General features: G+C 44.1%; 23 protein-coding genes. 13 read left to right on the forward strand and 10 right to left on the reverse strand.

Annotated features, from left to right (window positions below; translation table 11 throughout):
• Positions 1 to 102 precede the first annotated feature (102 nt).
• Positions 103 to 669, reverse strand: a complete 567-nt coding sequence (locus Q1A86_RS00770; RefSeq protein WP_299801784.1) for a histidine phosphatase family protein — start codon at positions 667 to 669, stop codon at positions 103 to 105.
• A gap of 216 nt (positions 670 to 885) precedes the next feature.
• Between Q1A86_RS00770 and Q1A86_RS00775 the strand changes: the two genes are divergently transcribed.
• The 5 genes from Q1A86_RS00775 to Q1A86_RS00795 all read left to right on the forward strand — a co-directional run bounded on the left by Q1A86_RS00775 (position 886) and on the right by Q1A86_RS00795 (position 6936).
• Positions 886 to 1635, forward strand: coding sequence for a ferredoxin--NADP reductase (locus tag Q1A86_RS00775; RefSeq protein ID WP_299801785.1), 750 nt, complete (start codon positions 886 to 888; stop codon positions 1633 to 1635).
• A 309-nt stretch (positions 1636 to 1944) separates the two neighbouring features.
• Positions 1945 to 2952 (forward strand): Fe(3+) ABC transporter substrate-binding protein, encoded by a 1008-nt coding sequence (locus tag Q1A86_RS00780; protein ID WP_299801786.1) that lies wholly within the window; start codon positions 1945 to 1947, stop codon positions 2950 to 2952.
• A 190-nt stretch (positions 2953 to 3142) separates the two neighbouring features.
• Positions 3143 to 4774 (forward strand): iron ABC transporter permease, encoded by a 1632-nt coding sequence (locus tag Q1A86_RS00785; protein ID WP_299801787.1) that lies wholly within the window; start codon positions 3143 to 3145, stop codon positions 4772 to 4774.
• Between the two features lies 1 nt (position 4775).
• The gene (locus Q1A86_RS00790; protein ID WP_299801788.1) at positions 4776 to 5804 is read left to right on the forward strand and encodes an ABC transporter ATP-binding protein; all 1029 of its coding nucleotides are present in this window, start codon (positions 4776 to 4778) and stop codon (positions 5802 to 5804) included.
• A gap of 196 nt (positions 5805 to 6000) precedes the next feature.
• On the forward strand, positions 6001 to 6936 hold the full coding sequence (locus tag Q1A86_RS00795; protein ID WP_299801789.1) for a Dyp-type peroxidase: 936 nt from the start codon (positions 6001 to 6003) through the stop codon (positions 6934 to 6936).
• 70 nt (positions 6937 to 7006) lie between these two features.
• Here the strand turns inward: Q1A86_RS00795 and Q1A86_RS00800 are convergent, their stop codons facing one another.
• Positions 7007 to 7471, reverse strand: coding sequence for a cupin domain-containing protein (locus Q1A86_RS00800; RefSeq protein ID WP_299801790.1), 465 nt, complete (start codon positions 7469 to 7471; stop codon positions 7007 to 7009).
• Positions 7472 to 7767: 296 nt separating this feature from the next.
• Positions 7768 to 8238: a transcriptional regulator ArgR gene (gene argR, locus Q1A86_RS00805; protein ID WP_220761056.1), complete on the reverse strand. Its 471-nt coding sequence runs from the start codon at positions 8236 to 8238 to the stop codon at positions 7768 to 7770.
• A gap of 351 nt (positions 8239 to 8589) precedes the next feature.
• Here argR and mdh point away from each other — a divergent pair, with 351 nt between their 5' ends.
• Positions 8590 to 9525, forward strand: coding sequence for a malate dehydrogenase (gene mdh, locus Q1A86_RS00810; protein WP_299801791.1), 936 nt, complete (start codon positions 8590 to 8592; stop codon positions 9523 to 9525).
• A 90-nt stretch (positions 9526 to 9615) separates the two neighbouring features.
• On the opposite strand, the gene ispB is transcribed toward mdh, so the two are convergent.
• The gene (gene ispB / locus Q1A86_RS00815) at positions 9616 to 10587 is read right to left on the reverse strand and encodes an octaprenyl diphosphate synthase (RefSeq protein WP_299801792.1); all 972 of its coding nucleotides are present in this window, start codon (positions 10585 to 10587) and stop codon (positions 9616 to 9618) included.
• A gap of 281 nt (positions 10588 to 10868) precedes the next feature.
• Here ispB and rplU point away from each other — a divergent pair, with 281 nt between their 5' ends.
• The 7 genes from rplU to Q1A86_RS00850 all read left to right on the forward strand — a co-directional run bounded on the left by rplU (position 10869) and on the right by Q1A86_RS00850 (position 15062).
• Positions 10869 to 11180 (forward strand): 50S ribosomal protein L21, encoded by a 312-nt coding sequence (rplU, locus tag Q1A86_RS00820; RefSeq protein WP_012154113.1) that lies wholly within the window; start codon positions 10869 to 10871, stop codon positions 11178 to 11180.
• Positions 11181 to 11195: 15 nt separating this feature from the next.
• Positions 11196 to 11450, forward strand: a complete 255-nt coding sequence (gene rpmA, locus Q1A86_RS00825; protein ID WP_012154114.1) for a 50S ribosomal protein L27 — start codon at positions 11196 to 11198, stop codon at positions 11448 to 11450.
• 137 nt (positions 11451 to 11587) lie between these two features.
• Positions 11588 to 12751 carry an Obg family GTPase CgtA gene (gene cgtA / locus Q1A86_RS00830; RefSeq protein ID WP_299801795.1) on the forward strand — a complete coding sequence of 388 codons (1164 nt, stop codon included), beginning with the start codon at positions 11588 to 11590 and terminating at the stop codon, positions 12749 to 12751.
• Between the two features lie 29 nt (positions 12752 to 12780).
• On the forward strand, positions 12781 to 13539 hold the full coding sequence (locus tag Q1A86_RS00835) for a threonine/serine exporter family protein (protein ID WP_299801796.1): 759 nt from the start codon (positions 12781 to 12783) through the stop codon (positions 13537 to 13539).
• Positions 13539 to 14012: a threonine/serine exporter family protein gene (locus tag Q1A86_RS00840; RefSeq protein ID WP_299801798.1), complete on the forward strand. Its 474-nt coding sequence runs from the start codon at positions 13539 to 13541 to the stop codon at positions 14010 to 14012. The genes Q1A86_RS00835 and Q1A86_RS00840 overlap by 1 nt, the downstream gene beginning before the upstream one ends.
• Before the next feature lie 75 nt (positions 14013 to 14087).
• Positions 14088 to 14570 carry a type 3 dihydrofolate reductase gene (gene folA, locus Q1A86_RS00845; protein ID WP_299801800.1) on the forward strand — a complete coding sequence of 161 codons (483 nt, stop codon included), beginning with the start codon at positions 14088 to 14090 and terminating at the stop codon, positions 14568 to 14570.
• 96 nt (positions 14571 to 14666) lie between these two features.
• Complete coding sequence (locus tag Q1A86_RS00850; RefSeq protein WP_299801803.1) at positions 14667 to 15062, forward strand: DUF3718 domain-containing protein; 396 nt, start codon at positions 14667 to 14669, stop codon at positions 15060 to 15062.
• Positions 15063 to 15221: 159 nt separating this feature from the next.
• Here Q1A86_RS00850 and Q1A86_RS00855 read toward each other — a convergent pair whose 3' ends face one another.
• From Q1A86_RS00855 to surA, 6 genes are all read right to left on the reverse strand, one after another.
• The gene (locus Q1A86_RS00855; RefSeq protein WP_299801804.1) at positions 15222 to 17243 is read right to left on the reverse strand and encodes a methyl-accepting chemotaxis protein; all 2022 of its coding nucleotides are present in this window, start codon (positions 17241 to 17243) and stop codon (positions 15222 to 15224) included.
• 101 nt (positions 17244 to 17344) lie between these two features.
• A complete protein-coding gene (locus Q1A86_RS00860) occupies positions 17345 to 18178 on the reverse strand; it encodes a symmetrical bis(5'-nucleosyl)-tetraphosphatase (RefSeq protein WP_299801806.1) in 834 nt (277 codons plus the stop codon).
• Positions 18179 to 18197: 19 nt separating this feature from the next.
• Positions 18198 to 18578 carry a Co2+/Mg2+ efflux protein ApaG gene (apaG, locus tag Q1A86_RS00865; RefSeq protein ID WP_299801808.1) on the reverse strand — a complete coding sequence of 127 codons (381 nt, stop codon included), beginning with the start codon at positions 18576 to 18578 and terminating at the stop codon, positions 18198 to 18200.
• 162 nt (positions 18579 to 18740) lie between these two features.
• Positions 18741 to 19544 (reverse strand): 16S rRNA (adenine(1518)-N(6)/adenine(1519)-N(6))-dimethyltransferase RsmA, encoded by an 804-nt coding sequence (gene rsmA / locus Q1A86_RS00870; protein WP_299801809.1) that lies wholly within the window; start codon positions 19542 to 19544, stop codon positions 18741 to 18743.
• 16 nt (positions 19545 to 19560) lie between these two features.
• A complete protein-coding gene (pdxA, locus tag Q1A86_RS00875; protein WP_299801810.1) occupies positions 19561 to 20544 on the reverse strand; it encodes a 4-hydroxythreonine-4-phosphate dehydrogenase PdxA in 984 nt (327 codons plus the stop codon).
• A gap of 5 nt (positions 20545 to 20549) precedes the next feature.
• Positions 20550 to 21854: a peptidylprolyl isomerase SurA gene (surA, locus tag Q1A86_RS00880; protein WP_299801811.1), complete on the reverse strand. Its 1305-nt coding sequence runs from the start codon at positions 21852 to 21854 to the stop codon at positions 20550 to 20552.
• Between the last annotated feature and the right edge of the window lie 4 nt (positions 21855 to 21858).

The raw sequence follows: 21858 nt of genomic DNA on the forward strand, positions 1-21858 counted from the left end.
TTAACGATCAATATACCAAGCTTTATACCTCATTCAGCTAAATAGTTTTCCGTTTAATTCGCATTTTAATTCATGTTTGGCCGTCAGGTTTTGTTGTTAAGCTTACTTACCAAAGTGGGTTTGGGTCAGGTTTACGTCCCCTGATTCAGTAATCGAGAGTTGATATAGAGTGCCATATTGAGCTTCATCAATGGTCGGAAGACTCGGCCCTCCTAATGCCTTAATGATAAGTGGCACAGTGTTGGAGTGTCCGGCAATTAGGCTATTCCCCGAAGTTTGATTGACTAAAGTGACCACTGAAGCCACATGAGCCTCTACTCCAAACTGAGTGTCGGCAATGATTACCGGAAGTGAGCGTTGACTCGAAATGGGATCTAAAGTCAATTGGGTTCTTTGATAGTTAGAGGCAATAAGCTGAGAGAGTTGGAGTTGTTTTAGCGCTTCAGTTAGCGCCAGTGCTCTTTGTTGTCCCGCTTGAGTCAATATTGGGTTATGACTGCCATCTTCAATTTTTTCAGCATGCCTAACTAATACAACTGTCTTCGTTGGCGAGGCGCTCTTAGGGTCAATGATTCCGGGGGCGATTGGCTGTGCGCCACCGACCCAGCTCATAGTAAAAAGTAGTAGCCCGAGCATAGCGACTGCGATTGATTTTAGCTGTGATCCCATAACTCCACTCCGTTAATGCTAACTTGTCTATTGGCTAGACTATTCTTTCTGAATATGAAATAAAAGCTAATGCAGGTATCCCATTTGCAGGAGTCTGCAGGACGCAGCCTCACTCTGTAGAAAAGACTAACAACGGGAAGTTATTAGGATCTGGGACGGTTGAGTTGAGTGTTTAGGTTTAATTGTTCATGTTTTGTCAGCTGTTTAGGAGGTGCTATGTGGATTGAAGGTCGGGTCATAGAGAGGCGAGACTGGAACGATAAATTATTCTCGCTAAAGATTCGCGTCGATATTGGAGATTTTACAGCCGGACAGTTTATTAAGCTCAGCCAGGTAGTGGGTGAAAAACGAATTGGCCGAGCTTACTCGTTAGTTAACCCGCCGGGAAGTGATTATATAGAGGTGTTGGCGGTGGCCGTTGAAGAGGGGCAACTATCCCCAAACCTACAACTACTCGACGTCGGTGACGTTATTGATGTCGCCACCAAAGCGTCAGGCTTTATGACCTTAGATGAATTACCGAAAGAGGAACATAAAGGCAAGCATCTATGGTTTTTAGCCACAGGTACGGCAGTCGGGCCCTTCATCTCTATGATGGATACCAATGAGCCTTGGCTGACCTATGAGAAGTTAGTCTTGGTCTATGGAGTGCGTAAAGTTGAAGACTTAGCTTATCTTGAGCAGCTTAAGCAATATGAAGCAAGCTATCCGCAGCAGTTCAAACTGGTGCTATCGGTGACGCGTGAAGAGTTTAGTGGCGCACTGTCTACTCGGATCCCCGATGCCATTACCTCTGGAGAGTTAGAAGCTAAAGTCGGTTTAACGCTTAGCCCAGAGACTTCACAAGTGATGATTTGTGGCAATCCTGAGATGATTACGCAGTCACAAGAGGTATTAAAAGCTAGAGGATTAGTGAAAAACCTTCGCCGTGCTCCGGGACAGGTTACCGTTGAACGATATTGGTAGAGTGATAGGGCTGCAGGCTTACTATTTTTAGATGCTGATTAGTGGAGCTTTTTCATCCGTCTTAGCCTAGATTCTGTGGATTTATAATAGATAAGGCTAGCTTGAGGTTTTGTCACGGACTGTTATGAATTAATTATTAGCTAACTCCATGTAAGTTAAGTGTTTGCTTATGTAGATCTAGTTGTCATTTTTTAGTTAAAACCATGACAAATGCTTGCTGTTTATGTAAGTTTTTATTACTCTTGCTGCAATTGAGAATTATTATCAGTTGCACCTGGTGATTCGAACACTCGTTTAGGGAGAAGAGTAATGAAAATGGTAAAGAGTCTAGCTGTGATAGGACTGACTTGTTTTGCATCTATAGCCAATGCTGCAGATAGACTAACAGTTTATTCCTACCGACAAGCCTTTTTAATCGATCCTATCTTAGAGAACTTTACTAAAGAGACGGGTGTGAAAGTCGATGTCGTCTTCTCCAAGAAGGGGATAGCCGAGCGTATGGTGCGTGAAGGACGATTATCTAAAGCCGATATAGTATTAACATCTGACTTTTATCGTTTGATGGAGTTAGTGGAAAAGGATTTAGTCGTTCCCGCGAATAGTGACATTCTCAAGCAAAATATCCCTGCAAAATATCGCTCACCAGATGATGAGTGGTATGCGCTAACCATGCGAGTTCGCAACATTTATTCTTCTAAAGATCGTCTTGGCAAACTCGATATCAACTACGAAGATTTAGCGGACCCTAAGTATAAGGGCAAGATCTGTACTCGCAGCGGTAAACATCCATACAATGTTTCTCTCGTTGCTTCTATGATTGCTCACCACGGAGAGCAAGAAACTAAAACATGGCTTGAAGGTTGGAAGGCAAACTTAGCTCGAAAGCCACAGGGTAATGATAGAGCGCAGGTGAAAGCGGTAAGTGAAGGCTTATGTGACTTAGCAGTCGGTAATAGCTATTACTTAGGTAAGATGCTACAAAACCCAGAACAAAAGCAGTGGGCCGATGCGATAGAGATTAACTTCCCTAATCAAGATAATCGTGGCTCGCATATCAACGTATCCGGTATGGCATTGGCCAAGCACTCTAAGAATCAAGCGGTAGCGCTTCAGTTGATGGAGTATTTATCTGGTAATCAAGCGCAGCAAGCTTATGCTGAAGTTAATTTTGAATATCCAGTTAAAGCCGATGTGCAGCCGTCAGAACTCGTTGCTTCTTGGGGAACGTTTAAAGCCGATGACCTACCTATCTATAAGTTGGCTGAATACCATGGCGCAGCGATTAAATTGCTAGATGAAGTGAAGTTTGACCTTTAGTTAAAGGCTGGTCACAACTTAAGGTTGAGCTAACCTATTCAAGCTAGACTAGAAAGAGCGGTTTGAAGTTAATGGTTTAGCTCAGCCTAGCAATATTTCAGTTAACCTATCGTTTTAGATAGGTTTTCTTGTTTATAACGATAATGGTCTCTAACAATAATTAGTCCCGTACACTTAGGTAGTTAATATTATGGTTTTAGGCTTAGCCAAGGGCTGGTCTGTCGCTGGTTATACTTTAGCATTACTGGTTATCATGCCACTTATTGCGTTAATCGCTCAGTCTTTGTTGCCCGATGAAGCAGTATTTGGCCACCTGTTTAACACGGTTTTACCCACCTATATCAGTAACAGTCTGTGGTTGATGCTTTGGGTTGTCGTTGGCTCACTACTCATTGCTATTCCGGCTGCTTGGCTAGTGGCTAAGTGTCAGTTTCCTGGTCGTCAAGTCTTTCAGTGGGCACTGTTACTGCCATTAGCTATGCCTGCTTATGTGGTTGCTTATGTTTATACGGATCTGTTTGATTATGCGGGTCCAGTTCAGGGAGCATTACGCAGCTTTTTCGGTTGGCAGACGCCTCAAGATTACTTCTTCCCTGAGGTGCGTTCATTAGGCGGTGCCTCGATCATGTTGGCGCTGGTACTATTTCCCTATATTTATCTGTTAGCCCGCACTGCTTTTATGGAGCAATCGGCGAGTTTAAGTCAGGCTACGCGCGTGATGGGCTGTGGCCCATGGAAAAGCTTTTGGCGCTTAAGTTTACCTATGGCTAGACCTGCATTAGCGGTCGGTGCGGCCTTGGTGGCAATGGAAACCGCGGCGGATTTTGCGACTGTCAGTTACTTTGCTGTGCCGACATTGACCACAGCGGTTTACGATACTTGGTTTGAATATGGCAGCTTAACGGCGGCGGCAAAGCTGTCTACCATTATGCTGTTGGTGATTTTTGCCATGGTGGGCTTCGAGCGGTTCGCGAGGCGTAAACAAAAACTATTTCAGAAGCAGTCGACGACTGGCGAACTCGATATTTATCCACTGTCAGGTTTTAAGGCATTTGCGGCAACGAGCTACTGTGGTGCTCTTTTAACTCTGGCATTTTTGTTGCCGTTTATTATCTTGCTGCAATACGCCTATGGTTATTTTGCACAGAGCTGGAATCAAGAGTTTTTTGAATACAGTTTTAATAGCTTATGGATCTCTATGCTAGTAAGTGTCATCTGTGTAGCTATTGGTATTGTGCTGATGTTTATTCGCCGTATTAGCCCAAGGCGCGCAGACATATTGCCTTCTAGATTGGCCTCAACAGGGTATGCACTGCCTGGTACAGTATTGGCTATCGGTATCTTAGTGCCTTTTACTCAGCTCGATTTTGCTATTAACGATCTGGTTGAATACTTTGGTTTCGTCGGCCCTGGACTTATCTTAACCGGCAGTAGCTTCATCATTGTCTGTGCCTTTACGATACGCTTCGCAGCCATTGCGATAGGCAGTATTGAGAACAGTTATAAACGTATCTCACCATCGCTGGACATGGCTGGGATCACCATGGGTCTTAAGCCATTAGGCCTTTTAAGGCTGGTACATATGCCTTTGCTTAGAAAAGGTATCTTTGCTGGGTTACTACTGGTGTTTATAGAGTGTATGAAGGAGCTGCCCGCAGCCTTGCTTCTAAGGCCTATAGGCTTTGAGAACCTGGCGACTTATGTATTTCAATTTGTGTCGGATGAACAGCTCGAACACGGTGCGTTAGCCGCCATCGTAATAGTACTCGTAGGCTTAGTTCCACTCATCTACCTTAACCGTTCCTTGGAGCAAGATAACTAATATGGCGACGTTACAAGTTAAGCAAGTGTTTAGCGACTATCAAGGACAAGAGGTGTTAAAAGGCCTAGATCTCACGGTTGAAAAGGGGGAGATAGTCGCCCTCTTAGGTCCTAGCGGTTGCGGTAAGACCACCTTGCTGCGAGCTATCGCCGGTCTGCAGGCGATAAGTCGCGGTAGCATCACCATAAACGATAGAGTCGTTGCGGATGATAGCTGTTTTATTGCCAGTGAACAGCGTGGTGTCGGGATGATTTTTCAAGATTATGCGCTGTTTCCCCATTTAACCGTTGCCGACAATATTCTATTTGGTGTGGTTACACGCGATAAGGCCGTAAGGAATGCTCGTTTAGAAGAGATGCTCTCGTTAGTAAAGCTTGAAGGACTCGCTAAACGTTATCCTCACGAGCTTTCTGGTGGGCAGCAGCAGAGAGTCTCTATTGCTAGGGCGCTAGCCTATGAGCCAGAGGTGCTGTTATTAGATGAACCTTTCTCTAATATCGACGCTAAGGTACGCCGAGAGATGATGCTAGAGATTAGAGATATTCTAAAAAAGCATAATGTAAGCGCAGTTTTTGTGACTCACAGTAAAGATGAAGCGTTTGTGTTTGCCGATAAATTAGCGCTGTTTAATCAGGGGCAAATTGTGCAATGCGGCGAAGCGGAAAGTTTGTATTCAGCACCTTCTGATAAATATGTGGCAGACTTTCTTGGGACCGGAAATTACATAGAAGCGAAGGTGCTTGATGGTCACCGTATTGTTACCGCAATAGGTGAGATTGAGAGTGAATCGCTGCTCAGTTTTCCGATACAGAGCCAGGTTGAGGTCTTGCTAAGGCCACAGCACCTACTATTGAAATCTGATAAGGAGGGGATTGGAGAGGTTATTAGCCGTCGCTTCTTAGGTAATATCTGCCAATATCAGGTACAAGTAGCTGACAATATGCTGGATATTCACAGTTCAGAGCTTGATTTTATCGTTGGTCAGCGGGTTGCTGTCGAATGTAAAAATCATAACTTGGTATTGTTTTAAAAGAATTTTATTTTACAGCCTGAGAGTCAGTGCTGTGCTGCCGCGGATTAAGAGTACCGTAGGCGCCATTAAACTCAATGAGCCTATAGGAATTTTCTATAAATTATAGTTATTGTGCGTCAGTTAATGATATTAATAATTAAAGTTATAGATAATATTGCCGAATATTAATTAAGAGAAAGGGTTACTTATAATAATGGATAGTCAGGTTATGCCTCGTGAACAGCTTGGAGTATGTGCAGAAGGAAATTTGCACAGTGTCTATTTAATGTTTAATGCTAATGAGAGTGTCGAATCTGACATGCGCCCTTGTGTGGCCAATGTTGCTCAATACATCTATGAGTTGGCAGATCAATATTCTGATAGTGCATTTAACGGTTTTGTCGCAGTTGGTGCCAACTACTGGGACACCCTATACCCTAATGCTCGACCAAGTCAGCTAAAGCCTTTCCCTGCAATGAATCGTGATAATCGAGATGCACCAGCTATCGAATATGATCTATTCGTGCAGCTCCGTTGTGACCGTTTTGATATTTTACATTTAGTCGCTAATGAAGTTTGCCAAATGTTTGAAGGCCTAGTAGAGCTTGTAGACGAGGAGCGTGGCTTTAGATTCCTCGACTCACGCGACCTAACGGGCTTTGTCGATGGCACTGAAAACCCTAAAGGGCGCAGCAGACAAGAAGTGGCCTTGATTGGCGATGAAGAGAGTTCATTTAAAGGCGGTAGCTATATTCATGTGCAAAAGTTTGCCCATAACTTGAGTAAATGGAATCGACTCCCTGTTAGGAAGCAAGAAGATATAGTGGGTCGTACTAAGGCCGATAATATCGAATATGCCTCGGCTGACAAACCACTGACGAGCCACATTAAGCGTGTAAACCTTAAAGATAGTGAAGGCAAGTCGATGGAGATCTTAAGGCAGAGCATGCCTTACGGCTCAGTTAAAGAGCAAGGTTTGATGTTTATCTCTACTTGTCGTAATTCGGTACATTTCGAGAAGATGTTAGAGAGCATGGTGCACGGTGACGGTGAGGGGAATCACGATCATTTATTGCATTTTACTCAAGCGCTAACGGGCTCATCATTCTTCGCACCTTCCCTAGACTTTATGATCTCAGTCAACGGCTAATTAGCCCGTTTATTTGAGTAATAAAAAACGCACGTTAAGGTGCGTTTTTTATTGGGAGTGATAGTGAAGTTTATTTGCTATCAACTTCGTCGCTATCCCAATAATTAGTGGTTCGACGAGCGTAAATCTCGTTAACAGATTTTACCAGTACCTTATTGGTTTCTGGATACACGACCACGTCGTGAATGTCTCGGTTGCCGACGACAAGAAAAACAAAGTCTTGATCGCTATGATTAACGAGTTTGTGAGATATACCCGTATCGGCGTTGAAGCAGATATACTCTCCTTGGCTAAAGGTGTGCGGCTCATCGTCGATATAGAGCGTTGCTTCTCCATGCATCGCATAGATGTGCTCTTCTTCTTTGGTGTGGTAATGCGCTACCGCTGAAGACTTACCTGGCGCTAAGCGTTCCATAGTCACACCGATTTTTTCGCCGCCAGCCGCGTCACCTAAGTGTTTTTGCTCGCTGGCATACTTATCTGCATGCTGCCAAGGTTCCCAGCATAGATCATTGATATTTATTATTTTACTCATATTTATTATTCCCCTCGACTAACAATACTGTCGTTTAGGATTATAACGATTATTGCTGAAGAGAAAAGTGTCATTCAATATATAGTATAAAACATACTGTTTTAGAATGAAGCGAGATGAATACTTGCTTTGAATTTATAGCAATCATGATAAGCAAGTGAGCGGCTCAGAGTTAACTCATTTACTAGTGAGAATGGAGATTGGGAGCAATAGATACAAAAAATGCTGTAGCCCTGAGGGTACAGCATTTTAGATGCCGAGAGGTCGTCGCTTAAGGCAATAATTAAAGCACGAGCTTAGTCGGCGTAATTAAATAGTGACTTAACTGTCTCTAATGTATCTTCGATACTATGAATACTTGATGGGCAGATGAAAATCGTATCATCACCAGCAATAGTCCCCAAAATACCTTCAGGCTTGCCTATTGAATCAAGCAGACGAGCGATTAACTGCGCTGCACCTGGGCTTGTTCTAACGACAATCATAGACTGATTATGGTCAACATCTAGAACTAAGTTTTTCAGTGGGCTGCCTGCTGTAGGCACGCCAAGTTCTGCTGGGAGGCAATAAACCATTTCCTGTTTGGCGTTACGGGTTCTAACAGCGCCAAATTTGCTGAGCATACGAGATACTTTAGATTGGTTGATATTGCTAAAGCCCTCAGCTTGTAGGGCGTTAACTATTTCGCTTTGGGAACCAAATCGTTCCTCTTTTAAAATAGATTTGAAAGTCTTAACTAAATCATCTGAGCTTCTACTAGCTTGCATATATTATTATTCTTTATTCAAAAAAATCTGCTCTATCATGATTATTTTCGCCATTTTTGTCAATTGGTATTCGTTTTTTTGAATAAAAATTCATTAAGGAATTCGCTTAGGCTGAATGAACAAACTTAAGTTAGAATGATTATTCTAATTTTTGATTTGCTGATTTACCTTGCTTATTGCTCTACAAGCGCGATGTTCACTCGCTTTACTCGTCCCCCCTCTTATATTAGCGTTCTGAATTATACGGAACGCGACTAAGGGATAATTGAAATTTTTTTGTGAATCCAGTACTGTTGCGGCATTGGGAAGATGGATCTAAATCACAAAATCCGAGAATTAACGGAGATAATTATGAAAGTTGCTGTACTTGGTGCTGCTGGTGGTATTGGCCAGGCGCTTGCCCTATTGTTAAAAACTCAACTACCTGCGGGTTCTAAATTGTCGCTTTATGATATCGCTCCAGTGACACCTGGTGTTGCGGTAGACCTAAGCCACATTCCAACTGCGGTCGAAGTTAAAGGTTTCGCAGGCGAAGATCCAACAGCTGCACTAGAAGGTGCTGATGTTGTGCTTATTTCTGCAGGCGTTGCTCGTAAGCCTGGAATGGATCGTTCAGATCTATTTAACATTAACGCAGGTATCGTGCGTAACTTAGTTGAGAAGTGTGCCGCGACTTGCCCTAAAGCATTAATCGGTATTATCACTAATCCTGTAAATACCACGGTAGCAATTGCTGCCGAAGTATTGAAGAAAGCGGGTGTTTACGATAAGAATCGCTTGTTCGGTGTGACGACTCTAGATGTTATCCGTTCAGAGACCTTTGTTGCTGAAGCAAAAGGTTTGAATGTTGCTGATGTTAAGGTTCCAGTTATTGGTGGCCATAGTGGTGTAACAATTTTGCCTCTGCTTTCTCAGGTTGAAGGCGTAAGCTTTACTGATGCAGAAGTTGCAGCACTGACTACCCGCATTCAAAACGCGGGTACCGAAGTGGTTGAAGCTAAAGCCGGTGGCGGCAGCGCGACACTGTCTATGGGCCAAGCGGCTTGCCGTTTCGGTCTGTCATTGGTTCGCGGCCTTCAGGGTGAAGCTAATGTTGTTGAGTGCGCTTACGTCGATGGCGGCAGCGAACATGCAGAATTCTTCGCACAACCTGTTGTATTAGGTAAGAATGGCGTCGAAGAAGTGTTAGCTTACGGCGAGGTGAGTGCATTTGAAGCAGATGCACGTGATGCGATGCTAGATACACTTAAGGCTGATATCCAGCTAGGCATTGATTTCGTTAAGTAATCAATATTGAGTTGTGGCTAATCAATTAGTCACAACTAAAAAGGGAGCCATTAGGCTCCCTTTTTTGTTTTCGTGCTTTAGCTTTATTGACTAATTGCTACGCTGAGTTGCAATTTTAGCCAAAGAGATAAGCGCAGTTTTATAATCCGAATCAGGAATAATTGATAAGGCTGCAATCGCCTTTTCTGACTCTTCAATTGCGCGTTGCTCTGTGTACTCTAATGCACCACAGTTTTTAAGTGCGGCAAGAATGACGTCGATATGCTCTGTACCGTCACCTTTCTCGATAGCCTCACGGATAAGAGCTTTCTCTGTGTCGTTACCGTTTGCCATGGCAAAAATAAGCGGCAATGTAGGCTTACCTTCGGCTAAGTCGTCACCTATGTTTTTACCCAGCTCTTCAGTTTCAGCAGTGTAATCGAGTAGATCATCGGTTAACTGGAATGCAGTACCTAAATACTTACCGTAATCGGCTAAGGCTGTTTGCACTTCTATTGGGCTGTCTGCAAGTAATCCTGCAAGGCGAGTGGCCGCCTCAAACAGTTTTGCAGTCTTGCAATAGATAACACGCATATAACTGTCTTCAGTGGTGTCAGGGTCGTTACAGTTCATTAACTGTAGGACTTCACCTTCTGCAAGTACGTTGGTCGCATCAGCAAGAATTTCTAGTACGTCTAGACACTTTAGTTCAGTCATCATCTGAAATGAACGTGTATAAAGGAAGTCGCCTACTAATACACTGGCACTATTTCCGAAAAGTGCATTGGCGGTTTTTCTTCCACGGCGCAACATAGACTCATCGACGACATCATCGTGTAAAAGTGATGCTGTATGAATGAATTCAATAATGGCGGCCAATTTAAGGTGAGAATCACCTTTATAGTCTATGGCGCGAGCTGCTAGAATAGATAGCAGAGGTCGCAAGCGTTTACCGCCACCGTTAATAATGTAGAACCCAAGTTGATTAATTAGGGCAACATCTGACTCTAGTTGTTTATAGATCAGTTGATTGACAGCTTGCATATCGCTATCAGTCAATTGACGAATGGCGTTTAAATCCATAAGTAGGCTCTAGTTCTTGTTGGCTGCGGAGTAACATTGCAGCTCAATTAAGGCTTAATGTTATAATAATTGGATTCTACCTAAATTTACGGTACAAGACAGTAGTTGTAGATGATTGTGAGAGTTATTTGGGTCTTTTTTTATTCTAAGTTAATTAAGGCTTGTCAGCAGCCTGTTCTTAGCGTAAACTCCGCGACCATTGTCATTAAAGCTTTTATAGCACCCCTGCATCAAGCATATATGTTTTGAGCGGCGTGTTAGAATATCGGAGTAAAATAGCTATGTACGCTGTTTTTCAAAGTGGCGGCAAGCAACATCGCGTTGAAGCCGGCCATACAGTTCGTTTAGAGAAATTAGAAGTCGCTACAGGCGAAACTATCGAGTTTGACCAAGTTCTTTTGGTTGCTGATGGTGAAACTGTACACGTTGGTGCACCTTTAGTAGAAGGTGGCAAGGTTGTTGCTGAAGTTATCAGCCACGGCCGTGCAGACAAGGTAACTATTGTTAAGTTCCGTCGTCGTAAGCACCACGATAAGAAAATGGGCCACCGTCAGTGGTTCACCGAAGTTAAAATTACAGCTATCAACGCTTAATTAGGAGAATAACTCATGGCACATAAAAAAGCTGGCGGTTCTACTCGTAACGGCCGCGATTCAGAAAGTAAACGTCTTGGTGTAAAGCGCTTCGGCGGTGAATCAGTTCTAGCTGGTAACATCATCGTTCGTCAACGTGGTACTAAGTTCCACGCTGGTGTTAATGTTGGTATCGGTCGTGACCACACTTTATTCGCACTTACCGATGGTAAAGTGAAGTTTGAAGTTAAAGGTCCTCAGAACCGTAAGTTCATCAGCATCGAAGATTAATTTTTAGCTTAAGCTAATAATTAATATAAGCCCCGCCATTGGTGGGGCTTTGTTTTTTCAAAATTAAGTAAATTGTGTTTTGGCGACTAGAATCGTTAAGAGTATAATTCTTTCATTCTGTGGTGCCAGGAGTTGGTATGAAGTTTGTCGATGAAGCTATTATCCGTGTAGAAGCCGGTAATGGTGGCAGTGGTTGCGTTAGCTTTAGACGCGAAAAATATGTTCCGGATGGTGGTCCTGACGGTGGTGATGGTGGTGACGGCGGTAGTGTTTATCTACAAGCCGATGAAAACCTCAATACACTGATCACTTATCAGTTTGAACGCTTCCATATTGCCGAGCGCGGTAAGAATGGTCGTGGTCGTGATTGTACAGGTCACGGCGGTGAAGACTTGATCCTTAAAGTGCCTGTTGGTACTCGCGCTATCGACAACGATACCGAAGAAGCTCTAGGCGATTTAACCACACATGGCCAAAAGTTACTTGTGGCTAAAGGTGGTTTCCATGGCCTTGGTAATACTCGTTTCAAGAGTAGTACTAACCGTGCGCCAAGACAAAAAACCTTAGGTACTGATGGTGAAGTGCGTAGCTTGAAGCTAGAGCTATTACTGTTAGCCGATGTGGGTCTACTTGGTATGCCGAATGCGGGTAAGTCAACCTTCATTCGCTCTGTATCGAAGGCTAAACCAAAGGTTGCGGATTATCCATTTACGACTTTGGTTCCTAATCTAGGTGTTGTTAACCCAAGACCTGGTCAAAGCTTTGTAATTGCGGATATTCCAGGACTTATCGAAGGCGCTGCCGATGGTGCAGGTCTTGGTGTACAGTTCTTAAAGCACTTAGAGCGTTGTCGTGTGTTGTTACACATCCTAGACGTTGAGCCTATCGATGGTAGTGATCCGGTTGAGTCTGCTCGTGCAATCGTTGGTGAGCTTGAGAAGCACTCTCCTAAGCTTGCTGGTAAGCCACGTTGGTTAGTGATCAACAAAGCTGATTTGATGTTGGAAGAAGAGCTGCAAGAGCGTATCGACCATATCGTTAAAGAGCTTGAGTGGGATGGTGACATATACACTATTTCAGCTTATAACCGCGAAGGAACAGCAGAGTTAGCCCTTAAATTATTAGACTTTATCGATTCACTTCCTCCTGAAGAAGAAGTTGATGCTGATGCTGAAGTTGAATTTAAGTGGGATAACTATCATCAGAATGCAAATGATTCTATTAACGAAAACTTTGACGACGATTTCGATGATGACTTCGACGACGATGATTACGATGTAGAAGTTATCTACCAAAGATAATTATTTGCAGAAAGGGAAGTTGAAAAAAGGTGTACGCTACAACGCAAAATGACATTACTCGTCAAGTCGTTAGGGTTGCTCAACTTCTTTTAGCTTATGGCGCTGAATCTGATCTCGTTGAAGAGATCACTCAGCGCTTAGGCCACGCCTTAGGTTTAGAAAGTGTCGAGATATCCATCTCCTCTAATTCCCTCGTTTTAACCAGTCTTTCTGTCGGTCGCTGCATCACAACGACACGACGTATTCGCGAGCATGGCATCAATATGACCGTGGTTTGTGAATTACAACGCATCTGCTTACTGACCGAAAAAGGTATTTACGGCCTATCTGAAGTACGCAAGCGTGTTGGTCGAATCCAGCCCAAAACTTATCCTGCTAGATTTGTAGTGCCCATGATAGGCCTATCATGTGCGAGCTTTTGCCACCTTTTTGGTGGTGACTTAGTGGCTTGTTTGATCACCTTTTTAGCTTCTGCTGTTGGTATGTTTGTGCGCTTATCTATCGCTAAGCGTCACTTTAACTTATTGCTTAACTTCAGCATCACTGCTTTCGTGACGACCCTAGTCGCACAAACCGGTTACCAGTTTGATTTAACCGATACGCCAAAACTGCCTATGGCTGCGAGCGTATTGATGTTAGTCCCCGGTTTTCCAATGATTAACGCTATCTCTGATATGGTAAAAGGCCATCTCAACGTGGGGATCTCGCGCTGGGGACACGCCACTTTATTAACCGTTGCGTCAGTGATCGGCATAACCATTGCGATGCAGATAGGTGGATTGTTTTAATGGTGACGCTTATCTTAACCATGCTCAATGATGCGATTTTTTCTGCTATTCCGGCAATAGGTTTCGCCATGGTGTTTAATGTTCCGCGCCGATTCCTGCCTTATTGTGCTATGGCTGCGGCGATGGGACACGGTAGTCGTACCATGTGGTTAAGCTTTGGCTTGCCTATTGAGTGGGCGACATTCTTAGCGGCGGCTCTGGTGGGGATTGTCACGATTGCCTTCGCCAAGAAACACTTAGCTCCCCCTTTGATGTATGCCGTTGCGGCGATCATTCCTATGATCCCGGGCACTTACGCCTTTAATACCGTTATAGGCTTAGTGCAATTAACAGCACAGGCAGATATGAGCCCTGAGCTGATTTATCAGGTGGTCAGTAACGGCCTTAAAACCGTATTTATTCTCGGTGCGCTTTCGGTGGGATTAGCCATGCCGAGTCTGCTCTATTTCCGATCTCGTCCAGTCATCAAATAACTTAAATTTTTCGAGCCAACGGGGCAGTTGTGTCAAATTTTGCTTCACATTAGACCCATAAAAAAGGGAAGTATCATGAAAATAGCTATGATTGCCGCGATGGCAAATAACCGCGTTATTGGTAAAGATAATCAAATGCCATGGCATCTCCCAGAAGATTTACGACACTTTAAAGCGATGACCTTAGGTAAGCCCGTCGTTATGGGAAGAAAGACCTATGAGTCGATTGGTCGCCCGTTACCAGGTCGTCATAATATCGTCATCAGCCGTCAAACAGATTTGGTTATTGATGGGGTTACAAGGGTTAGCAGCTTTGAAGAGGCTAAGGTAGCCGCGGGCGATTGTGATGAGTTAGTGGTGATGGGCGGCGGTCAACTGTATGAGATGTTACTTCCTCAGGCCAACATCCTTTATCTCACTGAAATCAATTTAACTGTCGATGGAGATACCTATTTCCCTGAGTGGGATGATGGTAGCTGGCAAGAAGTTTCTCGAGATGTTGCGAAAAACGCTAAAGGTGTTGAATATGGCTTTATCAAATTGGTAAAAGAATGTTAAATTCTTAAGGGTTGTTTAGTACCCCCTAAAAAGATAAGCAGGCTACTAGATAGCGCTACTTTTCTATAAATAAAAACTAAAAATAAGGAGTGACCGATGCGCTTGTTGCCTTTGAGCATCGCTACACTAATCGTGGCATCTTCAATTTCTGTTTCATCTACTGCGCTAGCTAATCAAGATCAATTGGCTGCAAATATCTGTAATTATGTTCAGACTGATGATAAAAACCGTCTGCGTAAAAAGCTTAAAGAGAGCCGTGTAAAGCTACGCAATATCTACAAAGGTGTTTCCTGTGGCGGCGATAGCCTGTTAAGAACGGCTTTAAAAAGTGGTTCAAGCAAGGTTGGCACATTCGTGGCTAAGCGACTTCCTGCGTCGGAGCTCGGCAATGCAGAAGCTGATGGGCAAACCATTGTTGCATGGGCTGAGAGCAATGGTCATGGTGGCAGTGATATTACTGCCGCAATTAAAGACCGTATTGCTGGCGGTTAAGCTAATATCGATAAGGTTATGCTAAAAAATACTGGGCTTGTCCCAGTATTTTTTTGCTTGTTGTATGGCCAGTGTTTTAAAGAAATAGAAAAGGCGCTATATCTAGCGCCTTTTCTATTTCTGACTTTGCATGTTACTGATTAATAAAAGTAATAATTATCAGACTCTAAACTCTTTGACCGAGGCTTGTAGCTCTTCGGCTAGCTGAGCGACTTGATGGCTTGATTGCGCTGTCTGGTCTGCACCTGTCGAGGTTTCTTCTGAGATAGCCGCAATATGCTCAAGCTTTTCTGATACCTGCTGGCTTACCAAGTTCTGCTCTTGGGCGGCGTGAACAATATGCGTTCCTGAGTCATGAGCGCGATGTACAGCATCGCTAATACTTTCTAGTGCGTTATTTGCTTGTTCAGTTTTCTCGACGCAAGAGCTCGCCTGAGAGCGTCCTAGGTCCATAACCGATACTGCTTCTTGCGTACCTTGCTGCAACACTTCAATCATCTGCTGGATCTCTTGGGTAGAGTCTTGAGTTCTAGAGGCAAGGCTACGTACCTCATCGGCGACAACTGCAAAGCCTCGTCCTTGCTCTCCTGCTCGTGCAGCTTCGATAGCGGCATTAAGAGCAAGTAGATTAGTCTGCTCTGCAATGCCGCGAATGACATCGAGTATGGAGCCAATGGAGGCGCTATCGGCATGTACCTTGTTAATGACAACGCTGGCTTTAGCGACTTCATCGGCTAGGGCAAGAATAGTACGCTTATTTTCGTTAGCAATGAGGCGCATATGTTGGCTTTCATCATCGGCAGCTTTAATTTGGCTTAGAGCCTCATCGGCACTAGCATTAACCTGCTGCGCGCTAGAGCTTAATTGAGTCGTCGCGGTAGCGACTTGATCGACTTGGCTCTTTTGCTCTTGGATACCGACAGTGGTCTGTGCCGTAATTGCCGAGGTTTCTTCAGCGGCAGCGGCGAGTTGATCTGAGCGATCTAAAATTCCTTGAATAAGACTGCGTAAGCTATCTACCAGTTTATTGCAGTTTGCCGACAACTTGGCAAATTCATCATGGCCAGAGTCGTCTAGTTTATGGGTTAAATCACCCGATGCCAGCACATTTAAGGCGTGGTTAATCTTATCGAGTGAGCGAGTAAGGGGACGCACGACCGCGACACTGACAACAATAGCAACAAGAATGGCTAGCAACATCAACACGATTGTACGCATACTCGCGTTATCTATGTTGTTAATGGCGTCGCTGCTAATGTCACGAGAGATGGTTTCGATGTTCGTCGTCAACGCTTTCATCTGTTCATTGACATTAGCTGCTGTTAGCTCAATGTTTGTCAGTAAAACGGCTGCGCGACGATGAAGCTCAATCTCTTGGCGTTTTAATGTAATGAGTGAGTTCTTGCTTTGAACCATACTAAAGATTTTAGCGGCTTCGGTATTGATCTCTTCGATAAGCTCCGCATCGACCACGCCATCCCAGTGGTTGCTGACATAATCGAGCTTACTCTTGGTGTCACTGACGATATAGTCTAGCTCTTTTGAGATGGTGTCGAATTTAGCAATATCTGTGCTGCCGATAAGGTCAAAACTGGTGCTAGCTATGTTACTAAAACTGAGATCTAAGTTACTTGCGTTGGCAGCGACTTCTTGGTCGACCACATCTTCGCTCATCTCCAAATCAATCAAATCAAGTAAAAGTGAGGCGCTATCATCGACCGCAATTTCGATATCGTCATATTGACCCGCAATCTTCTTACCTGTCACGAGCTCGGCTTCACGGGTGGCGATCATCTCATTGCTGGTGCTATTGAATTGAGTGTATTGCGCTTTGAGAGTTTGAATAACATTATTAAGCTCTGTGTTGTTACTCACTAATGCGCTGAGTTTGCTCAGCTCTCTATTAAATGTCTGGTTCGTAGCCGAATATTGAGAGTCGACCTCAGAAATCTCACTGTTATTTTGGCTGTGATAAGCCACTAAAATCAGTTTCTCCTGTTCGGAGAGTGTCTGTGAAAGTAAGCTACTTGATTCAAGCGCAGGTAGGCTTAGCTCTTGCAGAACTTGAGTACTGGTTTTAAGTTGGTTGTTAGTTAACCAAGAAGCTGCACCCAGAACGAGCAGTAGTATGGTGACGACCGTAAACCCAGCGATTACCCTAGTGGCTACATTTAACTTCATAGGAGCTCCATTTTATTATTATTTTTATCCAATTCTCTGCACCAGCCTGACATGGGCCTCGAGTAGTTTATCGGCAAATGTTGCAATAGCTTAACTCTTTTTTAACTTCTTTTAACGTCTTTTAATTTCTCTTGAGTGATTTTCTGGTTTGACTCCAAATGCCACAGGGTCATATGTTCGCCCCAACAACAACCCGTATCTAAGCCTATGCGATTAGGGTGATTCGTTTGTCCCATTATGGCGGCCCAATGACCAAAGACTAAGGTATAGTCGGCAGGTAATTTGGACTCAAGTTCGAACCAAGGTGTCAGTTCGGCATGGTTACAGTTTTGAATTGGAGATTTACAGTCGAAGTCCAAGCGACCATCTTGTTTAAGGTAGCGCATGCGCGTCAAGGCGTTGATACAAAAGATCTGCCTTTCTAGCGGCGACAGGGACGAGTGGTATTGGTCAACTGAGTTAGTGTACATTTCGCTGACTAAGTCGTGCAGGTAGTTCTCAGACTTAAGGATCTCGCTGACTCGATCGGCTTCAGTATGCAAAGTGGCAAGATCCCAATCGGGTGGTACGCCTGCATGGGTCATAATAAGCTGTTGCTCAGGCCATTCCTGATAGAGAGGCTGCAGTCTCAGCCAGCCGATAATATTATTAATGTCTTCTGCTGCAAGCAGGGCGGTTAAATGATCTTTTGGATTGGCTCGCTTTAACTTTCCATGAATGGCGAGTAGATGTAGATCGTGATTGCCTAAAACGACTCTTGCTGAGCCAGATAAAGACTTAAAGAAGCGCAGGGTTTCCAGAGAGCCCGGCCCCCTAGCTACGAGATCACCTACTGCCCATAAGTTATCTTTGGATGGATTAAACGCGACCTTATCGAGAAGTCGCATTAACTCATCGAAGCAGCCTTGTATATCGCCTACAAAATAATTTGCCATTTTTACCTAGATGTTATTTTTAGTGAAGCAAGCCTGGTATAGATAAACGAAAGGCGGAGATAGGCGCTTCAAATTCATTGCCGTCGCTATCGACCATGGTGTAACTGCCTTCCATTACACCAAGCGGCGTTTCAAGTACTGTGCCACTGGTATATTCGTAGCTGCTATTAGGTTTAATCGTTGGGGTCTCGCCCACCACACCTGCGCCATGAACTTCGCTTTTTCGGCCATCGGCGTCAGTGATGCACCAATGACGGCTCTTGAGGGTGAGCTCTTCATTACTTAGGTTGGATATCGTAATGGTGTAACTAAACAGATACTTATCTTCGTCGGGCGAGGATTGGGTTTCAATATAGGCTGTTTGTACATCAACGCTGACAGACGCTGCTAATTGACTCATATTATCCCCTAAAACGTGAAGTTATCAGATATTTAACTATTAGCGTAATCATCCATAATAAATGGAGAGCATCTGAATTAATAGGTAATAATCTATAAAAAAGGTATAAAAAAAGGGCAGTTAATGCCCTTTATACGTCAGTAGCTTATTGGATTAATAAGATTACTTCTTGTCAAATACGTGGTTAGCCATCGCCACATATTGATCGACACGGATCTGCTCCGGTCTCAGTGTCGCGTCGATACCCAACTCAGCAAAGTCTTCATCAGACAATAGCTGCTTAAGGTTGTTTCTCAGCGTTTTACGGCGCATGTTGAAAGCCGTCGTGGTCAAGTTTCTTAGTAAGTCTACATCTTTACATGGCCAAGGCTTATCTTTGTACGGCACCAAGCGCACAACTGCCGAGTCCACTTTTGGAGGCGGAGTGAAGCATCCTGGTGGTACTTCCAGAACAGGCATCACTTGGCAATGGTACTGAGCCATGACCGTTAGGCGACCATAAGCTTTAGTGCCAGGTGCGGCAGAAAGACGTAGAACGACCTCTTTTTGCAGCATAAAGTGCATGTTTTCAATATGCTGAGCAAACTCAAATAGGTGGAACATTAGCGGTGTAGAGATGTTATATGGCAGGTTACCAAACACCTTCATCTGCTTGTCTTCACGTACTAACTGATTGAAGTCAAATTTAAGCGCGTCACCTTGATGGATCTCAAGCTTATCTTTAAGCACTGGGTGCTCTTGTAGACGTTCAACCAGATCTTTATCGAGCTCGACAACGATTAGTTTGTCGATCCCGCTTGCTACTGGCTCAGTTAACGCGGCTAGACCCGGACCAATTTCAACCATTACATGATCGTTATCCGGTGAAATAGCCCCAACGATGCGGTTAATCACATTTTCGTCGGTTAAGAAGTTCTGTCCAAAACGTTTTCTGGCCGTGTGGCCTAAATGTACTTTATTGCTCATGAGGTAACTTATATCACTAATTCTTTGCAGCCAAATCAATGGCTTTATTTAATGCGCAGACAAAACTGCCGATATCTGCAGTGCCAGTGCCTGCAAGCTCTAAGGCCGTACCATGGTCGACCGAGGTTCTTATATAGGGTAATCCTAGAGTGATATTGACTGAACTGCCAAATCCTCTAGATTTTAGTACTGGAAGCCCCTGATCGTGGTACATAGCGAGTACGACATCAGCATCTTCTAAGTATTTAGGTTGGAACAGGGTATCGGCTGGCAGTGGGCCAACGATATCCATATTGAGTTCTCTCAGTTCATTCAGTGCAGGGATGATGGTATCTATCTCTTCTCTGCCTAAATGACCGTCCTCGCCTGCATGGGGATTTAAGCCACACACATAGATGCGAGGTGACTCAATCGCGAACTTCTCGACTAAGTCTTTATGTAAAATCTTGACTATTTGATGCAAACGGTCGCGGGTAATGGCTTTTGACACATACGCTAATGGGATGTGGGTAGTCACAAGCGCAACCTGTAAACCAGGCGCTGCTAGCATCATAACAACATCTTGGCAGTTTGCTTGATGAGCAAAATACTCGGTGTGGCCGCTAAACGGAATACCTGCTTGGTTAATAATCCCCTTATGAACAGGGCCTGTTACCACAGCATCGAATTCGCCAATCATGTTTTTTTCGCCGGCGAATCTTAATGTATCGACGACATAGGCGCTATTCATTTCATTTAGCTGGCCGCATACCGAATCAGTTTCTAGCGTAAAAGGCACGATAGTCAGTGTGCCCGCTTCTTGCGCCTTAGGAGGCTGATTTGGTTGATATGGGCGTAACTGAATAGAAAGTCCAAGCTTCTTGGCGCGAGACAGTAATAATTCAGGATCAGCACAAACGACTAGCTCAGCAGGCCAAGCCTGCTGAGCTAGTTGTATCACTAAATCTGGGCCAACACCCGCCGGTTCACCCGGCGTGATGGCTATGCGTTTAGTCGACAATAGTATTAACCTCGGTTCGTTTCTGGCTCAAATATATCGATAAATGCTTCAGCGCGCATTTCATCTAGCCAGTTTTGTAACTCTTCATTAAATTTACGACGATAGATAAGCTGGTGAGCTCGATTCGTATTAAATTTATCGGTCGCGTCGGTTGTACGTTTTTCTTCTAATTGAACAATATGCCAGCCATGAGTCGAGCGGAATGGCTCGCTGTACTCGCCAATTTCTAGGCTATTCAACTCTTGCGAAAAAGCTGGCACATAGATATTCGGATCTGCCCAGCCTAATTCTCCGCCTTTAGCCGCAGAACCAGGATCTTCAGAGTACTGGCGGGCTAAATCTTCAAACTTGGCTTCGCCTGATTTAACTTGAGCGAGGAATCTATCCATCATGCTCTTAGCACGTTCTTCTGAAAGGATTGGCGAAGGCTTAAGTAGAATGTGACGAGATTTTACCTCTTGCACTTCTTTAGTCTGTAGGCCACGAGCGTCCATAATCTTAATGATATGGAAGCCTGATGCACTCTTAATTGGGCCTATGATATCACCGGTTTTAGCATCTCCGACAACCTCAGCGAATAAAGTCGGCATTTCGTTGATATTCATGTAGTCCCAGATCCCGCCTTCAAGCGCCTTAGGACCTGAGGACGCAGCGATAGCGATGCTTCTAAAGTCATCGCCATCTTTGAGGCGTTTCATTACTGCTGCAGATCTTTTGCTCGCTGCATCAAGTTGTTGGCTATTGGCATCAGCTGGTACGTCAATCAGGATGTGACCAATTTGAAACTCAACTTCCTTTAGTCCTTGCTCATTGATGAGCTTAACTAGGTTATTGATCTCTTGTGGCGACACTTGAATGCGACGCTGAACTTGGATGCGTTGGATCTCACCAAGGGTGATCTCTTCACGTAGTTGTTCACGGTATTGAGCAAATGTTGTGCCTTCGCTCTCAATTTGCGCTTTCATCTGAGCGACCGTAATCTTTTGCTCTTTAGCAATATTTTCGATTGTTTGATCTAACTGTAAGTCACCAATATGCAGACCAATTCTATCAGCCATCTGTAGCTGCAGACGGGTTAAAATAAGACGCTCAATAACCTGAGTGCGCAGTGCAGAATCTGATGGCAATTTTTGACCCGCATTGGCAGCATTAGCCTTGATGGTCTTAACCATGCCAGTGACTTCACTCTCTAGAATGATCCCTTCATTTATTTGCACTGTTACACGGTCGAGCGGTTCTGGCGCAGCTTGAATCGTCTGGCTCATAGCCAATGTTAAAAGTGCAAAAATCAATTGGTTACAGCGTTTCATCCAC

The sequence above is a fragment of the uncultured Shewanella sp. genome (assembly GCF_947497935.1).
In the GTDB taxonomy this organism is placed as follows: Bacteria; Pseudomonadota; Gammaproteobacteria; order Enterobacterales; family Shewanellaceae; genus Shewanella.